General features: G+C 63.2%; 22 protein-coding genes. 9 read left to right on the top strand and 13 right to left on the bottom strand.

Features of this window, described 5'->3' with window-relative positions; genetic code table 11:
- Positions 1–15: 15 nt before the first annotated feature.
- The 8 genes from QQJ84_RS17665 to QQJ84_RS17630 form a co-directional block, all read right to left on the bottom strand.
- On the bottom strand, positions 16–558 hold the full coding sequence (locus tag QQJ84_RS17665) for an NADH-quinone oxidoreductase subunit B family protein (RefSeq protein WP_284259646.1): 543 nt from the start codon (positions 556–558) through the stop codon (positions 16–18).
- Positions 558–1,925 (bottom strand): hydrogenase large subunit, encoded by a 1,368-nt coding sequence (locus QQJ84_RS17660; RefSeq protein WP_284259645.1) that lies wholly within the window; start codon positions 1,923–1,925, stop codon positions 558–560. The genes QQJ84_RS17665 and QQJ84_RS17660 overlap by 1 nt, the downstream gene beginning before the upstream one ends.
- Positions 1,922–3,376 carry a proton-conducting transporter transmembrane domain-containing protein gene (locus QQJ84_RS17655; RefSeq protein ID WP_284259644.1) on the bottom strand — a complete coding sequence of 485 codons (1,455 nt, stop codon included), beginning with the start codon at positions 3,374–3,376 and terminating at the stop codon, positions 1,922–1,924. The genes QQJ84_RS17660 and QQJ84_RS17655 overlap by 4 nt, the downstream gene beginning before the upstream one ends.
- Entirely contained in the window at positions 3,373–4,032 is a 660-nt protein-coding gene (locus tag QQJ84_RS17650; RefSeq protein ID WP_284259643.1) for a hydrogenase-4 component E, read from the bottom strand. The genes QQJ84_RS17655 and QQJ84_RS17650 overlap by 4 nt, the downstream gene beginning before the upstream one ends.
- Positions 4,029–4,991 (bottom strand): respiratory chain complex I subunit 1 family protein, encoded by a 963-nt coding sequence (locus QQJ84_RS17645; RefSeq protein WP_284259642.1) that lies wholly within the window; start codon positions 4,989–4,991, stop codon positions 4,029–4,031. Before QQJ84_RS17645 ends, QQJ84_RS17650 begins: the two co-directional genes overlap by 4 nt.
- Positions 4,991–6,655 carry a proton-conducting transporter transmembrane domain-containing protein gene (locus QQJ84_RS17640; protein ID WP_284259641.1) on the bottom strand — a complete coding sequence of 555 codons (1,665 nt, stop codon included), beginning with the start codon at positions 6,653–6,655 and terminating at the stop codon, positions 4,991–4,993. Before QQJ84_RS17640 ends, QQJ84_RS17645 begins: the two co-directional genes overlap by 1 nt.
- Before the next feature lie 131 nt (positions 6,656–6,786).
- On the bottom strand, positions 6,787–7,767 hold the full coding sequence (locus tag QQJ84_RS17635) for a malate dehydrogenase (RefSeq protein ID WP_284259640.1): 981 nt from the start codon (positions 7,765–7,767) through the stop codon (positions 6,787–6,789).
- 61 nt (positions 7,768–7,828) lie between these two features.
- Positions 7,829–8,701: a diacylglycerol/lipid kinase family protein gene (locus tag QQJ84_RS17630; protein WP_284259639.1), complete on the bottom strand. Its 873-nt coding sequence runs from the start codon at positions 8,699–8,701 to the stop codon at positions 7,829–7,831.
- Between the two features lie 168 nt (positions 8,702–8,869).
- Here QQJ84_RS17630 and QQJ84_RS17625 point away from each other — a divergent pair, with 168 nt between their 5' ends.
- Both QQJ84_RS17625 and QQJ84_RS17620 read left to right on the top strand, forming a co-directional pair.
- Positions 8,870–9,778, top strand: coding sequence for a UDP-2,3-diacylglucosamine diphosphatase (locus QQJ84_RS17625; RefSeq protein ID WP_284259638.1), 909 nt, complete (start codon positions 8,870–8,872; stop codon positions 9,776–9,778).
- 4 nt (positions 9,779–9,782) lie between these two features.
- Positions 9,783–10,817, top strand: a complete 1,035-nt coding sequence (locus QQJ84_RS17620) for a glycosyltransferase family 4 protein (protein ID WP_456304817.1) — start codon at positions 9,783–9,785, stop codon at positions 10,815–10,817.
- Between the two features lie 16 nt (positions 10,818–10,833).
- On the opposite strand, the gene QQJ84_RS17615 is transcribed toward QQJ84_RS17620, so the two are convergent.
- Genes QQJ84_RS17615 through QQJ84_RS17605 form a run of 3 tightly spaced genes read right to left on the bottom strand, consistent with a single transcriptional unit; the run spans position 10,834 to position 12,634 of the window.
- Positions 10,834–11,952 (bottom strand): 5-(carboxyamino)imidazole ribonucleotide synthase, encoded by a 1,119-nt coding sequence (locus tag QQJ84_RS17615; protein WP_284259636.1) that lies wholly within the window; start codon positions 11,950–11,952, stop codon positions 10,834–10,836.
- Positions 11,949–12,434: a 5-(carboxyamino)imidazole ribonucleotide mutase gene (gene purE, locus QQJ84_RS17610; RefSeq protein ID WP_284259635.1), complete on the bottom strand. Its 486-nt coding sequence runs from the start codon at positions 12,432–12,434 to the stop codon at positions 11,949–11,951. Before purE ends, QQJ84_RS17615 begins: the two co-directional genes overlap by 4 nt.
- Positions 12,431–12,634, bottom strand: a complete 204-nt coding sequence (locus QQJ84_RS17605; RefSeq protein ID WP_284259634.1) for a YdcH family protein — start codon at positions 12,632–12,634, stop codon at positions 12,431–12,433. The genes purE and QQJ84_RS17605 overlap by 4 nt, the downstream gene beginning before the upstream one ends.
- Before the next feature lie 159 nt (positions 12,635–12,793).
- On the opposite strand from QQJ84_RS17605, the gene QQJ84_RS17600 reads away from it, so the two are divergent.
- Positions 12,794–12,961, top strand: a complete 168-nt coding sequence (locus QQJ84_RS17600; protein WP_284259633.1) for a YdcH family protein — start codon at positions 12,794–12,796, stop codon at positions 12,959–12,961.
- A gap of 64 nt (positions 12,962–13,025) precedes the next feature.
- Here the strand turns inward: QQJ84_RS17600 and QQJ84_RS17595 are convergent, their stop codons facing one another.
- Positions 13,026–13,601: a DUF1013 domain-containing protein gene (locus tag QQJ84_RS17595; protein WP_284259632.1), complete on the bottom strand. Its 576-nt coding sequence runs from the start codon at positions 13,599–13,601 to the stop codon at positions 13,026–13,028.
- A gap of 126 nt (positions 13,602–13,727) precedes the next feature.
- Here QQJ84_RS17595 and QQJ84_RS17590 point away from each other — a divergent pair, with 126 nt between their 5' ends.
- From QQJ84_RS17590 to QQJ84_RS17565, 6 genes are all read left to right on the top strand, one after another.
- A complete protein-coding gene (locus QQJ84_RS17590; RefSeq protein ID WP_284259631.1) occupies positions 13,728–13,931 on the top strand; it encodes a DUF1192 domain-containing protein in 204 nt (67 codons plus the stop codon).
- Positions 13,932–14,004: 73 nt separating this feature from the next.
- Complete coding sequence (locus QQJ84_RS17585) at positions 14,005–14,811, top strand: transglutaminase-like domain-containing protein (RefSeq protein WP_284259630.1); 807 nt, start codon at positions 14,005–14,007, stop codon at positions 14,809–14,811.
- 30 nt (positions 14,812–14,841) lie between these two features.
- Positions 14,842–16,269, top strand: coding sequence for a LutB/LldF family L-lactate oxidation iron-sulfur protein (locus tag QQJ84_RS17580; RefSeq protein ID WP_284259629.1), 1,428 nt, complete (start codon positions 14,842–14,844; stop codon positions 16,267–16,269).
- Positions 16,266–16,931 carry a LutC/YkgG family protein gene (locus tag QQJ84_RS17575; RefSeq protein ID WP_284259628.1) on the top strand — a complete coding sequence of 222 codons (666 nt, stop codon included), beginning with the start codon at positions 16,266–16,268 and terminating at the stop codon, positions 16,929–16,931. The genes QQJ84_RS17580 and QQJ84_RS17575 overlap by 4 nt, the downstream gene beginning before the upstream one ends.
- Positions 16,918–17,430, top strand: coding sequence for a Smr/MutS family protein (locus QQJ84_RS17570; protein ID WP_284259627.1), 513 nt, complete (start codon positions 16,918–16,920; stop codon positions 17,428–17,430). Before QQJ84_RS17575 ends, QQJ84_RS17570 begins: the two co-directional genes overlap by 14 nt.
- Positions 17,427–17,855 (top strand): helix-turn-helix domain-containing protein, encoded by a 429-nt coding sequence (locus QQJ84_RS17565; protein WP_284259626.1) that lies wholly within the window; start codon positions 17,427–17,429, stop codon positions 17,853–17,855. Before QQJ84_RS17570 ends, QQJ84_RS17565 begins: the two co-directional genes overlap by 4 nt.
- Here QQJ84_RS17565 and QQJ84_RS17560 read toward each other — a convergent pair.
- Positions 17,785–18,381, bottom strand: a complete 597-nt coding sequence (locus QQJ84_RS17560) for a Maf family protein (RefSeq protein WP_284259625.1) — start codon at positions 18,379–18,381, stop codon at positions 17,785–17,787. The genes QQJ84_RS17565 and QQJ84_RS17560 overlap by 71 nt on opposite strands.
- Positions 18,382–18,393 lie beyond the last annotated feature (12 nt).

Raw genomic sequence — 18,393 nt, 5'->3', positions numbered from 1 at the left:
GCTGCCCCCTGGTTTCTACCTTGGCACCCTCACCGGCCTTGGGGCGGTGTCGTTGACTTCAAGCAGAGCCAGCAATCCCTCAATGATCTGCGCCGGGGCTGGCGGGCAGCCGGCGACCACCAGATCGACCTGCAAAATTGAATCCGCCCCACCGGTAATGGCTGGCGAGCCTTTAAAAACCCCGCCATCCACCGCGCAATCACCCACGGCAATAACGAGCACCGGCTCCGGCATCGCCTCGCGCGCCTGACGCACGGCGGTGAGCATATTCCCCCCCGCGACACCGGTGATCAGCAATATATCCGCGTGGCGCGGGCTGGGCGTAAAGCTCAGCCCATATTGCGTCAGGTCATAGACAAGATTTTGCGTCGCCCGCAACTCCAGCTCACAGCCATTGCAGCTTCCGGCGGCGACATGGCGGATGGCCAGACTCCGGCCAAGCTTCTTATGTCCCGCGGCGGCAAGGCGCTGGCGTAGCGCCGCCACGGCTGCGTCATTGGCTTTGCACGGCGGGGCCGGGTGGGAGATGAAGTGCCGGGCGAGGGTTTTCCAGACCATTACAGATCCACTCCCGAGTAGGAGGCGTTGATGGATTTGTTGATAAGCGGGAAATCCGCGAGAATCGCGGTCGTGGCCGCGAATTCGACCAGCGGCCATTGCAGCGTGCTGGCATCGGCGATGAACACATCGGCGATGGTGCCTGACTCGATACGCAGCCAGTGCCACACGGGCCCCCTGAAACTCTCCGCCACGCCAACCCCGCTGCCGCTGCCCGAAGGCGGGGCAATCACAATGGCGGTATCTGGCAAATTTGTCAGCATATCACGGATAAAGCGGATGCTCTCGATGATTTCGGCCAGCCGGATACGAATGCGCGCCGCCACATCCCCATCTTGCTCAACCGGAACCTCCAGACCGAAATGCTCATAGGGCGCATAACCCGGCGAAACCCGTGCATCATGGTTCTGGCCGGATGCCCGCCCGGTGAACCCGCCTGCGGCATAGGCCTGCGCCAGTTGAGGCGGAACAATGCCGGTTCCCACAAGCCGGTCCTGCAAACTGGCATAATCCTCGAACACCCGCGTCAAGCCGGGAAGTTCGCTTTCCAATGCCAGCAAGGCCGCAAGAATTGCCGCCATGCCGCCCAATAAAATATCCCCCGCGACGCCACCGGGGATCACCATGTCCATCATCAACCGATGGCCAAACGCCGCCTTGGCGGCCTCGCACAGGGTTTCACGGTGCCAGGCAAAACGCGCATCGAGGAACGAAAATCCCGCATCCCCCGCAATGGCGCCAATATCGCTGCCGTGGTTGGCCAGGCGCTCCAACTCCGCCATGATCGCACGCAGATAAACAGCCCGCTCCGGCGGTGTAACACCCAGCGCCGCCTCGGCCGCATGCGCGAATGCAATGCCATGAGCAACCGTTGCATCGCCCGAAACACGCGCGGCGAAGCGCGCCGCCAGACGCGGTGATTTGCCGCGGATCAGCGCCAATGTGCCCTTGTGGGAATAACCCAGCCGCGCTTCAAGTTTCAAAACCTCCTCACCGCGCAGCGAGAAGCGGAAATGCCCCGGCTCGATAATCGCGGCATGGATCGGCCCCACGGCAACCTGGTGGATCCCCTCTCCGCTGGGGCTGGAAAACTCCGGCCATGATGCCGTGCCGTCCGAGCTGCGGAAATGTTCGATGGCGGGGCGCGTATCGGTGGCTCCGATTGCGGTATGACCATTGCTGTCATGCGCCAGGCGCTGAAACCAGCCAGCCCCTTTGTGGCTCAGCGCCGGATAAGCGCCATTCACCAGCAGCGTCGCCACCAGCTCGGCTGGTTGATAGAGCGCGTAGGCATAATGCGCATCCGTCCACAGGGCGATGAATTTACCCGGATAGGCTTGCCAGTCTTCCGATGAAAGCAGCTTCATTGCAGCGCCGCCGCGACGGAGGAAAGCGAATGCAACAGGAACCAAGGCATCGCAAAAGCAACCATAAAGGCCAGCACAAGCTGCAGCCCAACCAGGTTGATGCCAATCCCGGCTTTCTGATGCTTGGTATGCGGCGGTGCATGACCAAACACCAGCGGGCCGATATTGCGGATAATCGCCACGGCACATAACACCAGCCCCAGGCCGAGCGGCAGCGACACATAGGGATCGCGCTGTATGGTCTGGCTGATAATGATGAACTCGCTGGCGAACAGGCCGGAAGGTGGCAGGCCCGTCAGCGCAAATACGCAGGCACCAAGCAGCCAGCCGGTATATTTGTTGCTGTGGACCATGCCGCGCAGATGCGAAAAACCATAATTGCCCGGCGCCGCCGAGCCGCGCAGTGCCGCGCCGCGCATCAACGCCTGAAAGAGGGCCGATTTCACCAGCGTATGCACCAGCATATGCAACAGCCCGCCAAAAATCGCCGCCGCACCACCAATGCCAAAAGCGAACACCGCAATGCCGGAATGCTCAACGGAGGAGAAACCAAAAAACCGCCGTGCATCGCGCCGCCGCGAGAGCGAAAAGGCGGTGAGCAGCAAAGAGGCCAACCCCAGCGTGAGCAAAAACACCCCCGGCTGCAACGCCCCGCCGCCACCGGCAAAATTCGCCTGCATCAAATGCCGGTATCGTAAAATCGCGATCAGCGCGACATTCAACATCAAGGTGCTGAGCGCGGTGGTCAGCGGTATCGGCCCTTCAGCATAGGCATCTGGCAGCCAGCCATGCAGCGGCACAAGCGCCGCCTTGGTGCCATAGCCAAACAGCAGAAATACAAATGCCAGCGTCAGCAGCGAACCATCCAATTTGCTGGCGTGCTCCGTAAGTGCCGCAAAACTCATGGCCGGCAGCCCAGGCCCAAGTGCCGGCTGCGCCGCCAGATACACCAGCATGGTCCCAAACAGCGCCAGCGCGATGCCCACGCCGCCGAGGATGAAATATTTCCACGCGGCCTCCAGCGCCGAGGCCGTGCGCGGCAGGCTTACCCCCAGCGTCGCGGCAATCGTCGCCCCTTCCACCGCCACCCAGAGCAACCCGATGTTATCGGCGTAAAGCCCCAGCAGCGTGCTCCCCAGGACCACCTGACACATGGCGTGATACACCCGCCAGCGGCGCAGGCTCAGCACCTCGTTGCCACCCCACACAAAGCTAAGATTGCTGAGCGCTGTCATGAGGCTGACAAAACTGGTCAGAACGCCAAAGATCATCCCCAGGCCATCGGCATGGATCAGCCCGCTCCCAGGCCCGAAAAACACGGCGATGGTAAAGCCAAACACGATGACGTTCAGCACCAGATTCGCGACCGCCCCCTGCGCGCGCGTGCCAAACACGCCCATCGCCGGCGCCGCGAGCAACGGCAAAAACACCGCGGGCAAACAAAGATTCATCGCCCGCGCCTCTCGATTTCCTCAATCCCCACCAAATCCAGCGTGTCAAAATGCTCACGAATGCGGAACAGAAACACGCCGATGACAAGAAATGCCAGCAACACCAGCAGCGCCACCGAAAGTTCGGCGACAAAAGGCATCCCCGGCATACCCGTGGCCGCCAGCACCAGCCCATTCTCGGTGGAAAGAAAACCAATCACCTGCGCAATGGCATGGCGCCGCAGCGTCATTACCAGCAGGCCAAGCAGCACGACCGAGAGCGAAATCGCCAGATCCTCGCGCGTGAGGGAGACCGCGCTAACCGTGGTGGGCAACACCACCAGCACCGCGATGCCGATCAGCCCGACCCCCAGGATCATCGAAAGCCCGACCGGCATGGTGGTTTCCACGGCGCGGACCATGTTAAAGCGCTGCACGATCTGACGCATGCCCATGGGCAGCAAAATCCCCTTGATGGCCAGCGTGATGAGGCCGGTGAGGTAGAGATCCCCCGCCCCTTGCGCGAATCCCTGCCAGAAGGCCGCGGCCGAAAGCGTGAGTGCCTGCACCTGATACAGCGTGATCATCGCCGCCAGGCGGCGCTGAGAGAGCATCGAGAACGCGCAAAGCAGGATCACCCCGCCCATCAGATGCGCCAGCGGATAAACCAGGTTCATGCGCCGATCCTGGCCGCAACGAAGAGAAACACACCCGCGAGCACGCCAAGCAGCATGGCCACACCCAGAAACTCCGGCACCCGGAAGACCCGCATCTTCGCGGTACCAATCTCGAACAACGAGAGCGCCACCGCCATCACGCCCAGTTTCCCCGCCCACAGCACCAGCCCGCCCGGCCAGGAGAGAATTTCACCCGCGCGCGCCATGCCGAAGGGGAAAAACACCGTGCCGATCAAACACATCCATACCATCAGCCGCAGCATCGCCGCATACTCGAACAACAACAGAAACCGCCCGGAATATTCCAGCAGCATCGCCTCATGCACCATGGCGAGTTCCAGATGCCCGGAGGGATTGTCCGTCGGAATACGCCCCGTTTCGGTCAGAGCCACGGCGAGCATGGCTGCCAGTGCAAACCCCAGCGAGACCGAAATGCCGATATGCCCCGTGCGGAACGCCGCCGCGATTCCATCCACCGTCGGGGAATGAGCAATCAGGACGAAACTAACCAGAACAACCAGCAAAGCCGCCTCGGCGAACACGCTGAAGAGCGCCTCGCGCGCCGCAGCCGCCCCGCCGAAGCCAAAGCCCGACTCCAACCCCGCCAGCATGGCCGCCCCGCGCGCCAGCGCCAGCAGGCCAACCAATGTAATAAAATCACTGAGATCGGAGGTTAACAGACCCAGACAAAACCCCGGCACCAGCATGGCTGCCACGGCAATCGCCGTAAAACTTACAAACGGCCAGATGGGATAGAGGTCGGTCGCGGTATCTGGCACCAGCGTGGTTTTATGCAGCAGCCGGCGCAGGTTGCGGTATGGCTGCAGCAGCGGCGGCCCCCGGCGCCCCAATAAGCGCGCCCGCAGTTTCGTCACCAGCCCCAGCAGCAGCGGCGCCAAGGCAAACACCAGGGCGATATGCGCCAAGCTCGCCACCAGGCGGAGAAAGAACAAGACCATCACCCGCCTTCCCCAAGCCCAAGGGCCAGCAGGAACATGACCAGCGCGCCAAATACAAACGCCAGACGCTGGCGCATGGTGGAACGGCGGATATGCTCGGCCACCCGCGTCAGCCGCAGACTGACCTTCGACAGCGGCAACAACAGATAAGCCTCCGCCGGGTCCACCCCCTTTGGCGCCAGCAACCCTCGCGCGATGGCGCGGCGGACAGGCTCGGCAAACCCGGTGGCGCTGGGCTGCGTCAGAGGATCACCAAACGGAAGCCACGCCGGCGGGCTGCCAAATCCACCCGTCCAGGCCGCAACCTCGCGCGTGCCCCTCACGGCAAACCGGCGCAAACCCAAAACGGCCGCCCCCGCGGTCAGGGCAAATAAAATACCCAGGGACAGAGGGGCATAACTCAGTGGCGCCGGGGCGGAGTTGGGCGCCAACAACGCAATAACCGGCTCGAGCATGCCCAGAACAACGCCCGGCAGCAACGCCACCGGCACGCAAAGTACCGCCAACAGCCCCATACCGGCCAGCGTGCCGCGTTTCGCATCCTCAGCCGCGGCCGCATGCAGGCTGCGCGGCCGCCCCAAAAATCCTATGCCGATCAGCCGCACCACGGCGCCCAGCGCCAGGGCGGCACTTAAACCAAGCCCTGCCAGCAAGGCGGTAAAGCCGATTCGCGCCAAAATCCCCCCCGTACCCGCCGCGCGAATCACGGCATGCAGCAATAAAAATTCGGGGGCGAAACCAGGCCCGAGCGGCAGCGCCGCCATCCCGGCGGCGCCCACCAGCATCAGCATACCCAGCCGGGGCATGCCACGCATCAGCCCGCCCAACCAATCCAATGAGGTCGTCCCGGTCGCATTTTTCACCGCGCCAGCCCCCAGGAACAGCATTGGCTTGAACAACCCATGCGCCACCGCGCAAAGCAAAGCGCCCTGCAGCGCGAGTGACGCCAGATCCAGATTCCCCATCGCCTTCGCCCGCAGCGCGATCCCCAGGCCAACCGCGATCAACCCAACATGCTCAACCGTCGAGCAGGCCAGCATGGTCTTCAGCTCAACCTCCAGCATGGCCCGCAACGCGCCGATCAACACTGAAGCCGCCCCGGCGACAATCAGTACGGAACCCCACCAGGGCTGCGCCGCCGCGCCGAACTCAATAAAACCATAGCGAATCAGGATATAAAGCGAGACCTTCACCATGCCGCCGGACATCAAAGCGGAAACCCCGGCAGGCGGCGCCGGATGCGCGCGCGGCAGCCATGAATGCAAAGGTGCCAGACCCGCCTTGGCGCCAGCCCCCAGCAACACCAGCATAAACGCCAGCGAACTCGCAGGCAGGAACACCGCCGGGATCAGGCATGCGGCGGAAAACATCGCAATTCCGGCATAAAGCGTCGCCGGCCTGGCATCGCCGCGCAATACCAGCAGCCATGAGGCTGCGCTCATCAGCTCAAAGCCAAAAATCAGTGTGAACGCATCACCCGCCAGAAGGGTCAGCACCATGGCGGCGGCAAAAACCCAGAAGGTGACCGGCCCGCGCCGCTCCGCCAGCGCGCTGGCAACGATCTGGGGCAGCAGAATGCACAAAAACAGCACTGATAAGGCGTCAAGACGCAGATGCATCCCCTGCCCTGGCAGACCAAACATCAAAGCAACGGAATCACCCACACCAATGCCTTAGCAAACCCACCCCCGCGCCGGAAGGCGCATACCCGCACATCAGGCGGCGCGGGCCCATTAAAAAAAGGCCAGGATGTTGATCTCCTGGCCTTTTTTACTCACTTCATTGCCGCGGTGGCTTAGCTGAGCAGCGAAGCCACCGCTTCACGCTCCTCAAGCAGCTCGTTTAGCGTGTGCTGAATGCGCCCCTTGGAGAACTCGTCAACCGGCAGCCCTTCGACGCGCTTATATACGCCGCCTTCGCAAACAACGGGCACGCCGAACATCACATCTTCCGGCACGCCGTAGGAGCCGTCGGAAGGAATGCCCATGGAGACCCATTTGCCGTTGGTGCCCAGCACCCAGTCGCGCACATGGTCGATCGCGGCATTGGCGGCGGAAGCGGCGGAGGAGAGACCGCGCGCCTCGATAATGGCGGCGCCACGCTTGCCGACAGCGCTGAGATAGGTCTCACGATACCAGGTCTCATCGTTGATCTTGGCGGCGAGCGACTCGCCCCCCACCGCGGCGAAGCGGTAATCGGCGTACATGGTGGGCGAATGGTTGCCCCACACCGCGACTTTCTCGATATCCGCAACCTCAACCCCGGCCTTTTCCGCCAGCATCGAGACCGCACGGTTATGGTCCAGCCGCAACATCGCGGTGAACGCGCTCTTGGGCAGGTCCGGCGCCGATTTCATGGCGATATAAGCGTTGGTATTGGCCGGGTTGCCCACGACCAGCACTTTAACGGTGCGCTTGGCGAAATCGTTCAGCGCCTTGCCCTGCACCTTGAAGATCTCGGCATTGGCGGCCAGCAGGTCGCGGCGCTCCATGCCCGGGCCGCGCGGGCGCGAGCCAATGAGAATGGCAATATCAATATCCTTGAACGCCACATTCGGGTCATCGCTCGGCACCACACCAGCCAAAAGCGGGAAGGCGCAGTCCTTCAGTTCCATAATCACGCCGTTCAACGCCTTCTGCGCCACCGGCAGGTCGAGCAGGTGCAGGATAACAGGCTGGTCCTTCCCAAGAAGATCGCCGTTGGCGATGCGGAACAGGATAGCATAACCAATCTGACCGGCAGCACCGGTAACGGCAACGCGAACGGGGGTTTTCATATCTTTTGGCTCCGTGAATTTGCGTCCCCCCCTTATCCCTTCACCGGGACAGCCTCAAGCCCTACCCCACAATCAACGAAATTGGGCAACCGGCATCCGCCACGCAGACCGGCGTGCCCTCCAGGGCATCCCCATCGGATTGTGCCATGATCGGCCCGTTCGCGGGCGAAAAATCAATATGGCTCCCCGCGATCACCCGCACCCCAGGGCAGCGCGGCAGCAAGCCCAAAGGCAGCGCCGCGCCTGCCAGCAGTGCCGCGAAGGTTCCCGGATTTTCAAACAGAGCGACCTGAAAGCCGGGTGCCGTGGAAGCGGCATTCGGCGCCAGCAGATAAGGCCCGCCATAAAGCCGCCCCTTGGTCACCACCACGCTGGCCGCCTCGTAATCCTTGCCATCGACGCTCAGGCGCACTTTGGGGAAGCCGTAAGCCACCGACTCCCAGAGCGACTGCCACACATACGCGCCCCGGCCGATGGCGCGCTTAAGCATGGGTTGCAGCCCCTGCACCACCGCGCCGTCAAACCCCAGCCCGACCATCTGCACAAACACATGGTCGTGTCCCGCAATCCTGGCCACACCCGGCCAAAGCAGCCGGGTACGCCGGTAGGCCAGAGCATTGGCAATCGCGCGCGGGGCGGTGGAAAGAGCGTACTCCTTGGCCAGCACGTTGGCGGTGCCAAGTGGGATGACCCCCAGCGCCGTATGGCTGCCCAGCAGCCCGTTCGCCACCTCCGCGATGGTGCCATCCCCCCCCGCCGCCACAACCATGGCACGCCCCTCACAGGCCGCCGCGCGGGCCAGCGCGGTTGCATGCCCGGCATGCTGGGTCTCGGCGACTTCCACCATAACCCCGTTCTCGACCAACAGATCCAGCACATGCCACAAGGCCGCCGCCCGCCTGCGGCCTGCTACCGGATTGAAAATAACCAACATCGCAAAATTCCCGGCAGATCAGAGTAAACTCTCCTTTTGCCGCGCTCATGTGTCATTGGAATGACCATACAGTGACAATACAATGATACCTTGTTTTTAAAAATCTCCTGCCAGAGTCACGGAATCTTCACTGTTTACGACACGCGCTCCCAGCCTATTGCCTCAAGCATGAACGCAACAGCGCCCGCCCGCCATGTGAATACAACCCCGTATCGCAGTGTTTTCATCTCCGATACTCATCTCGGCACCCGCGGTTGCCGTGCTGAATTTCTTGCTGATTTCCTTAAGTCAGTAACATGCGAAAACCTGTTTCTCGTGGGTGACATCATCGACGGCTGGCGCCTGCGCCGCTCCTGGTTCTGGGATCACCATCACGACGAAGTCCTGCGCCTTGTTCTTCGCGCGGCGCGCAATGGCACGAATGTCATCTACATCCCCGGCAACCATGACGAGATGATGCGCAAATACATTCCCCTTGGTGTGGAAGTTTGCGGCGTAAAAATGCAGATGGAAGCCGAGCACACCACCGCCGACGGCAAACGCCTCCTCATCACCCATGGCGATGCCTTCGACTCCGTGGTCCGCCATGCCAGAATTCTCGCCTTATTGGGTGACTGGGCCTACACGGTCGCCCTCGGCATCAACCGTTATTTCAATAACATTCGCATAAAACTTGGCTATCCATACTGGTCACTCTCGGCCTGGCTCAAATTGCAGGTTAAGGAAGCCGTCAAAGCCATTGACCGTTTCGAGGGCGCGCTCGCCGATGATGCCCGCAGCCGCGGGTTTGACGGTGTGGTCTGCGGCCACATCCACCATGCCGAAATGCGCATGGTCAACGGCATCATGTACCTTAACGACGGCGACTGGGTGGAAAGCTGCACGGCATTAGTGGAACACCGCGACGGCAAGCTCGAACTGGTCGACTGGGTGGCCCGCAACAAGCTCTCGCTACTCAGCAGCGGCAACGCCAAAGTCAGCGCCTCCAAAGCGGCGGTGATGGAAAACTTCGCCACGGAAATCGCCTCCATGCAGCGCGCGCCTGAATCCACGCGCGCCCTCTCTGCCGGGGTCTGAACCGCTGCTCGCGTTTCCAGGGCTGAGCCGCATTCTCATCGTCTCCGACGCATGGGAACCGCAGGTCAACGGTGTGGTCCGCACCTTGCGCATGATCGCGGAGGAAATGCGCGCGATGGGCAAGGTTGTCGAAATCATCGGGCCGGATCAATTCCGCTCAGTGCCGATGCCATCCTACCCGGAAATCCGCCTCGCCCTTTTTCCTCGCCGGAAACTGGCGAAACTGATTGATGATTTTGCGCCGGACGCGCTGCATATCGCCACTGAAGGTCCTCTCGGCATGGCCGCCCGGGCCTATGCGCGGCGCCGCAAAATCGCTTTTACCACGGCCTTTCACACACGCTTTGCCGAATACCTGCAAGCGCGCATCAATATGCCGCTATCGCTCACCTACGCATGGCTGCGCTGGTTCCATGGCGCAAGCGCCGGCGTCATGGTCGCCACACAATCGCTGCGCGACGAACTCACCGCCCGCGGCTTCCGGGACGTCCGCTCCTGGTCACGCGGCGTTGATTTGGAAATGTTTCGCCCAGAACCAAAGGAAAACTGGAATCTTCCGCGCCCGATCTTCGCCTATGTCGGCCGTGTCGCGATAGAAAAAAACCTGCCCGCCTTTCTGGACCTTACGCTTCCCGGCACCAAACTCATCGTCGGAGACGGCCCGCAACGCAAAGCCCTGGAGCGCGATTACCCCAACGCGCATTTCGCCGGGGCGCGTCACGGCGCCGAACTCGCTGCCGCCTATGCTGGCGCCGATGTTTTTGTCTTCCCCTCGAAAACCGACACTTTTGGCCTCGTCGTGCTCGAGGCCCTCGCCTGCGGCCTGCCCGTCGCCGCCTACCCCGTCACCGGCCCCATGGACATTCTGGGTGAATCCAAACTCCCGGTCGGCGCGCTCAACGAAGACTTACAAATAGCGGCGCTCGACGCTTTGACAATCGACCGCACCGCCTGCCGCCCGCACGCCGAAACCTACTCCTGGTCCGCCTGCACGCAGCGCTTCATGGATAATCTGGTGCCAACAAGGGGGTCTACATAAAGCCAGCAGAGGGCACTTACCCCACCCTGATCGCATCCTCGATCCCAAACGCCCCCGGCAACCCGCCCTTGGGAAACAACCGGGTAAAATGCCCCATTTTCCGCCCCGGCCGCGCTTCGGTCTTGCCGTAATGGTGCGCAATCAACCCCGGCGCCGCCAAAATCGCCGGCCACAGCGCCATATCCTCCGGCCCCACCAGATTCTTCATCACCGCATCGGAATGCCGCACCGCCGGGGGCAGCGGCAGCCCGGCCACCGCGCGGATATGCATCTCAAACTGGCTGCACCCGCAGGCATCAATCGTCCAATGCCCGGAATTATGCGGCCGCGGCGCGATCTCGTTCACCAGCAGCCCCCCGGTTGAGGTCACGAACATCTCCACGCCCAGCAACCCGACCAGTTCCAGCCTCTCCGCCACCGTGCGCGCAATCGCTCCCGCCTCTTCCAGCAGGTCCAGCGGCAGCGGCGCCGGGGCGTAGGTCAGGTCCAGAATATGGTGTTTGTGCTTATTCTCCACGGCATCAAACGCCACCGCCTCGCCATCAACCCCGCGCGCCACCATCACGGAAATTTCCGCCGCAAAGTCGACAAACCCCTCCAGCACCAGTGGCTTTGGCGCCAACGCCGCAAACGCCGCCGCCAAATCCTCGGGCGCGCGCAACATCGCCTGCCCCTTGCCGTCATAGCCCAGCCGCGTCGTCTTCAGCACCGCGGGCAGCCCCAGCTCGGCCACCGCCGCCGCCAGCGCCGCCTCATCATGCACCGCCACCCAGGGCGCCGTCGCAATCCCGGCATCGTTCAAAAACCGCTTCTCCAGCAGCCGGTCCTGGCTGACCGCCAAAATCTCCGGCCCCGGGCGCACCGGCTTCAGGCTCGCCAACAGCGCCAGACTCTCCGCCGGAATATTCTCGAATTCGAACGTCACCACATCCACGGCCTCGGCAAACCGCCGCAGCGCCGCCTGGTCGGTATAATCCGCGACGGTATTGTAGGCCGCCACCTGCGCCGCCGGCCCAAACACCTCGGGCGAGAATATATGTGTCAGATACCCCAGCCGCGCCGCCGCCATGGCCGACATCCGCCCAAGCTGCCCGCCGCCGATAATCCCGATCACCGCCCCTGGAGCCAGACTCATTCCAGGGGGGACTCCGGCACGCCAGCCGTCTGCTCCGCCCGCAACGCCGCCACCCGCGCGCTTAATTCAGGGTCGGAGAGCGCCAATATCGACGCCGCCAGCAGCCCGGCGTTAATCGCTCCCGGCTTGCCGATCGCGAGCGTCCCCACAGGAATCCCTCCCGGCATCTGCACGATGCTCAGCAGCGCGTCCTGCCCCTGCAACGCCGTGGCCGCCACCGGCACCCCCAGCACGGGCAAAATGGTCATCGATGCCGCCATACCGGGCAGATGCGCCGCCCCACCGGCCCCCGCGATAATCACCTTCAGCCCCCGCGCCTGCGCGCTGGTGGCATAATCATACAGCCGCTTGGGCGTGCGATGCGCCGATACCACCCTGGCTTCATAGGCCACCCCCAGCCGCTCCAGCATCTCGGCCGCATGCTGCATCACGGGCCAGTCAGATTTGCTGCCCATAATAATCCCCACCAAAGCTTGGCTCATGCCGTGCGGTCCGGGATCAACCGGCTCTCCAGCCGTGAAATCTCATCCTTCAGCCCCAGCTTGCGCTTCTTCAGCCGCTGCACCTGTAGTTGGTCGAGCGGCCCCTGTTCGGTGACACGGGCGATCACGGTGTCCAAATCCCGGTGTTCACTACGCAGAGCATGCAGCCGGCGAAGCAGATTGTCTTTGTCTGTCAACATGGGAGGGAGCAATAGAGGGATTTTCGGAAACCGGAAACCGGAAAATTTTGCCAACATTTTAGATGACAATTCCGTGGCAACGGGATTAGCCTGACCTTCCCGGCGCCCACCCGGATGGGCGGCTCCGGTTTTGCTATCGCAACCTATTTAGGAGGCACTATGAACCTGAAATCGCATCTCGACGCCTTGAAAGGGCGGCACGCCAATCTGGAAACCAAGATTGCCGCCGAAGACAGCCGTCCAGGCCCGGATAATTCGGTGCTGGCCCGCATGAAGGTCGAGAAATTGCGGCTAAAGGAACAAATCGAGCGTCTAAAGACGCAATAACCCACAGAAATTTCACAAAAAAATAAGGCGGCCCGCGTGCCGCCTTATTTCCGTTGGCGCGGTTTTAAGCCGCTTCGGTTGAAGGCATCGGCGGCGGCGGCGGGGTCTGCCCCTCACGGGTCAGCCGCTCATTTGCCGCAGCCACGGCATCATTCAGGTCAGACTGCTTGCACAGCCCCAGAATCACCGGGTCGCGCGGCTTGATATTGCCGCTGTTCCAGTGCGAACGGTCGCGGATTTTGTGGATGGTGTCTTTCGTCGTCCCGAGCAGCTTTATCACCTGCGCATCGGTCAGATGCGGGTAGTTGCGCAGCAGGTATGCAATCGCATCCGGGCGGTCGTTACGCTTGGCCACGGGGGTATAGCGCCCGCCTTTGCCCTTTTTGGGGTGCGGGTCAGCCGCCGCCAGCAATTTGAGCCGCAGCGCCGGGTTTTTCTCGCAGCGCGCAATATCCTCAGCCGCAACCTGCTTGTTGGCCACCGGATCATAGCCGTTGATTCCTTGCGCCACCTCGCCATCGGCGATCGCCTGGATCTCAAGCGGATGCATGCCACAGAAATCGGCGATCTGCTCGAAGGTCAGCGCCGTCTTGTCAATCAACCAAACTGCGGTAGCTTTGGGCATCAGGGGTAGGGACATGATTCAAATACCTTTTAACGCCGCAGGCCGGCAGGCCTGGAACGGACACAACTGTTCTCTTGCTGTTCGCAAGTTAACCTTGCGCGGGGTATGGAACCCGCGCTACCCATCGGTCAAGATCGTTTTATGACAAATCCTGAAGAAGACCTCCCCCGCCCGTCAAAAAAACTACTGGTCCCCCCGGTGCTGGACATGCTCGGGGTCGATGAGCTGGAAGCCTATATCGGCATCCTGAACGCCGAGATCGCCCGCGTGAAAGGGGCCATTGCCGCCAAACAGGCCCACCGCAACGCCGCCGAGGCATTTTTCAAACTGCCGCCCCAAGGGTAAAATATCCGTATCGCCCCCGCCGCTTTGCTGTAAGACAATCAGGCAGCCAATGCGGCTGGAAGGGGCTAAGCATTTGAAAATCGCCGTCGGCTACGAACTCATCTACCAATTCCCGCAGCCGACTCCGATGGTCATGCTCCTGGGCGTCCATTACACCCGCGCCCCGGACATTCTGGTGCCCGACGTCATGACCATCACCCCAAGCGTGCCCCGCACCTCATACCGGGACAGCTTCGGCAACTGGTGCACCCGCCTGGTCGCCCCCGCCGGGCGTGTGCGCATCGCCAGTGCCGGAACGGTGGCCGATTCCGGTCTACCAGACCCAATCTTCCCGCATGCCGCGCAACACGCGGTGCAGGACCTGCCGGACGAAACCCTCATGTTCCTGCTCGGCAGCCGCTATTGCGAAACGGACGAGCTGACCGAGACCGCCTGGAAGCTCTTTGGCGCCACCCCTCCCGGCTGGGCACGCGTGCAGGCGGTGTGCGATTTCGTGCATCACCATATCAAATTCGACTACATGAAGGCCCGCGCCACCCGCACCGCCCTGCAAGCCTATAACGAGGGCACCGGCGTCTGCCGCGACTATGCCCACCTAGCCCTCACCTTCTGCCGCTGCCTCAATATCCCCGCGCGCTACTGCACCGGCTATCTGAGCGACATCGGCGAGCCGCCACCCTATTCCGCGGGCGACTTCGCCGGCTGGTTCGAAGCCTATCTGGGCGGCGCCTGGCACATGTTCGACCCACGCAACAACAAGCCGCGCCAGGGCCGCGTGCTCATCGCCCACGGGCGTGACGCCACCGACGTCGCCATCTCCACCACCTTCGGCCCCAACACGCTGGAGAGCTTCACCATCTGGACCCACGAAGCAATCTGACTCAATATCGGCACCCAATGGAGAGTGTTGATGTTGCAGAGCCTCGCGGCCTTTAAGGAGAACGCCACAAGCGCGATCGGCAACGCCGGGCTGCAGCGCGCGCTGGCCCGCGCGAAGCCCCATTTCGCCAAAAAGCGCCAAGCCGCGATAGATCTCCTGCCCGAGTTCGAGGCGCTGCGCGAGGCCGCCAAAAACATCAAGGACCACACCATCGCCCATCTGGATTTCTATCTGGAAACCTATGCGGCGGCGGTGGAGGCTGCTGGCGGCACCGTCCACTGGTGCTCAACCGCGCAGGATGCCCGCGCCGCGGTTCTAAAAATCTGCCGCGCCGCCGGTGTTAGAACCGTGACCAAGGGAAAATCCATGGTCACCGAGGAAATCGCCCTCAACCCCTTCCTTGAAGCCAACGGCATCACCCCGGTCGAGACCGACCTCGGCGAATACATCCTGCAACTGCGCGGCGAGACTCCCAGCCACATCATCGCCCCCGCCTTCCACCTCAACCGCGAGGATTGGGAGGAAAGTTTCCGCAAATCCCATGCTGACCTCCCGGCGGATCGTGTCTTCCGGGAGCGCCGGGATCTCCTCACCGAGGCGCGCGGCAAATTGCGTGAAAAATTCCTCGCCGCCGATGCCGGCATCACCGGCGCCAATTTCCTCATCGCCGAGAGCGGCACCAGCGTCATCGTCACCAACGAAGGCAACGGCGACCTCACCCAAACCCTGCCGCGCGTGCATATCGTGGTCACCAGCATCGAGAAGGTGGTCCCCACCATCGAGGACACGCTGACCCTGCTGCGCGTCCTCGCCCGCTCCGCCACCGGGCAGGAGATGTCGGTCTACACTACCTTCTCCACCGGCCCCCGCCGCGCCGCGGACACCGACGGCCCGCAGGAATACCACGTCGTGTTGCTGGACAACGGCCGCTCCGCCATGGCCGGCACCGAATTTCAGGACATGCTGCGCTGCATCCGCTGCGCCGCCTGCATGAACCACTGCCCGGTCTACGGCGCCATCGGCGGCCACGCCTACGGCTCCATCTACCCTGGCCCCATGGGCGCGGTGCTCACCCCCATGCTCTCCGGCATCGAGGCCGCCGGGAACCTGCCGAATGCCAGCACCTTCTGCGGCAAATGCGAGAGCGTCTGCCCGGTCAAAATCCCCCTGCCCAACCTCATGCGCCATTGGCGCGAGCGTGAGTTCGAGCGCCATCTCTCCCCGCCCGCCCAGCGCTACGGCCTGGCCATCTGGGCCTGGTTCGCCAAACGCCCCGCGCTCTACCGCGCCGCCACCCGCGCCGCCGCCCTTGGCCTTGGCTTCATGGGGCGCAAACAAGGCCGCTTCGCCTGGCTCCCCTTCGCCGGCGCCTGGACCAAAACCCGCGACTTCCCCGCCCCCGAGGGCGACACATTTTTCGCGCATTACGCCGCCCGCCAAAAGGCCCGCAGCCAGTGAGCCGCAACGCCATCATCGCCGCCATCCAGCGCGGCCTCAAACGCGGCCCGCTGCCCACTGACCAACAGGCCATGCTTACCGGCCGCCTGAAAGCCCATCCGCGCGGCCCCATCCCCGCGCGCGGTCAGTTGAGCCTCGCGGACCGCATTGCCCTGTTCACCACATATGCCGAACGTGAGTTCGCCACCGTGCAACGGCTCGCCGCCCCGGCGGAAATCCCCACCGCCATCGCCTCCTACCTGGCCCGGCTGCACCTGCCGCCCACCCTCACCATTTCTGGGCATCCGTCGCTACAATCCATCCCGTTCAACATCCCCTCCCTGCGAATTCGCTTCGGCACGGCCCTACCCACGGACCCCACCTGCCTCACCCTCGCCTTTGCCGGCATCGCCGAAACCGGCACCCTGCTCCTGCCCTCCGGCCCGCAAACGCCCACCACCAACAACATCCTGCCTGACAATTCGATCGTCCTGCTCCCCGCCGCGCGCATCACCGCAAGCTATGAAGATGCCTTCGACCTCCTGCGCGCCGAAAACCCTCTCCCCCGCAACGTCATGCTCATCACCGGCCCCTCGCGCTCGGCCGACATCGAGCAAACCCTGGAACTCGGCGCCCACGGCCCGCGCCGCCTGCATATCCTGATCCTCGATGGCCAGGGCTAAAGCGCTCTCCACAGCTGACCTGAAGCTCTGGGCGGCCTATAGCCAGACGCTCTCGCGCCTCATGCCCGGCAAAACCCGCCTGCCCGTGGAGCCCGAACCCTCAGCCCAAACCGCCCCCGCGCCAGACCCGCCGCCCGCCAAACCGCGCCCCCCGGCCGGCCACGCCCCCTATATCAGCCTGGACACCACCCCCACCGGCCTCGACAAATCCACCTGGAAAAAATTCGCCACCGGCAAAATCCGCGCCGCCCAACGGCTGGACCTGCACGGCCACACCGCCGCGCGCGCGCATCACGCGGTCATCCATTTCATCGAGCGCTCCTATTCCAGCCAGCTCCGCTGCATCGAGATCATCACCGGCAAGGGCGAAATCCTCTCGCGCGAGCTGCCACACTGGCTCAACGCCCCCTCGCTGCGTCCGCTCATCCTGGCCATCGCCCACCCGCACGCCGCCAACACCGGCTCGGTGCGCATCCTGCTCCGGCGCCTGCGCGCATGACCCCCTTTGGCGAAAAACTCCGCGTCCTGCGCACCGAACGCGGCATCCTGCAACGCGACATGGCCGCCGCCCTGGAAGTCTCCCCCGCCTACCTCTCCGCGCTGGAACACGGCCGGCGCGGCGCGCCAAGCGCCGGGCTGATCCACCAGATATGTTCCTACCTCGGCCTCATCTGGGACGACGCTGACGAGCTGAAAGCCCTCGCCAAACTCTCCCGCCCGCGCCTGAAACTCCACACCGCCGGGCTGACCCCCGAGCAAACCGCGCTCGGCAACCGCATCGCCCGGACCTTGCGCAACCTGGACCCGCAAACCGTCACCGCCATGCACAAGCTCCTGGACGCCGCCCAGGCGGCTACGCCCGAATCGCCCCCGCCTCGCGCAAAAACCCGAGCAAAGGCAACAGGTTCAACCCCAGAATCGTGAAAAAATCCCCCTCGATGGCGGAAAACAACTGCGCCCCCAGCCCTTCGAGCCGGTAAACACCCACGCAGCCCAGCACCGCCTCGCCTTCGGCCCGCAGATACCCCGCGATGAATTCATCCGAAATTGCCCGCATGCTCAGCCGCGCCTGCGCCACATCCGACCACACCATCCCCGCGCCCTGGCACACGCAAACCGCCGTCACCAGCGTATGCGTCCGCCCGCGCAAGCGCCGCAGTTGCGCCGCCGCATCGGCCATATCACCCGGCTTGGCGAATATCTCTCCCTCGCAGACCAGCACCTGGTCAGCACCGATCACCAGCGCCCCCGGCTCATCCTGCGCCACCCGCATGGCCTTGGCGGCGGCCAGGGTCAAAGCCAGCGCCGGCACCTCGCCCACAAACCCCCGCTTCACCGCGGATTCGTCAACATCCGGCTTCACCGCCCGGCAGATCAGCCCGGCCTGACGCAACATTGCCTGCCGCGCCGGTGAACCGCTGGCAAGAATCAGGCGCATCGATGTATCCATTACCACTCCCCA

Source organism: Acidocella aquatica (assembly GCF_030160635.1).
Classification (GTDB): Bacteria; Pseudomonadota; Alphaproteobacteria; order Acetobacterales; family Acetobacteraceae; genus Acidocella; species Acidocella aquatica.
Note: the sequence above shows the minus strand (reverse complement) of the source record. Positions and strands in the feature narration are given on the sequence as shown.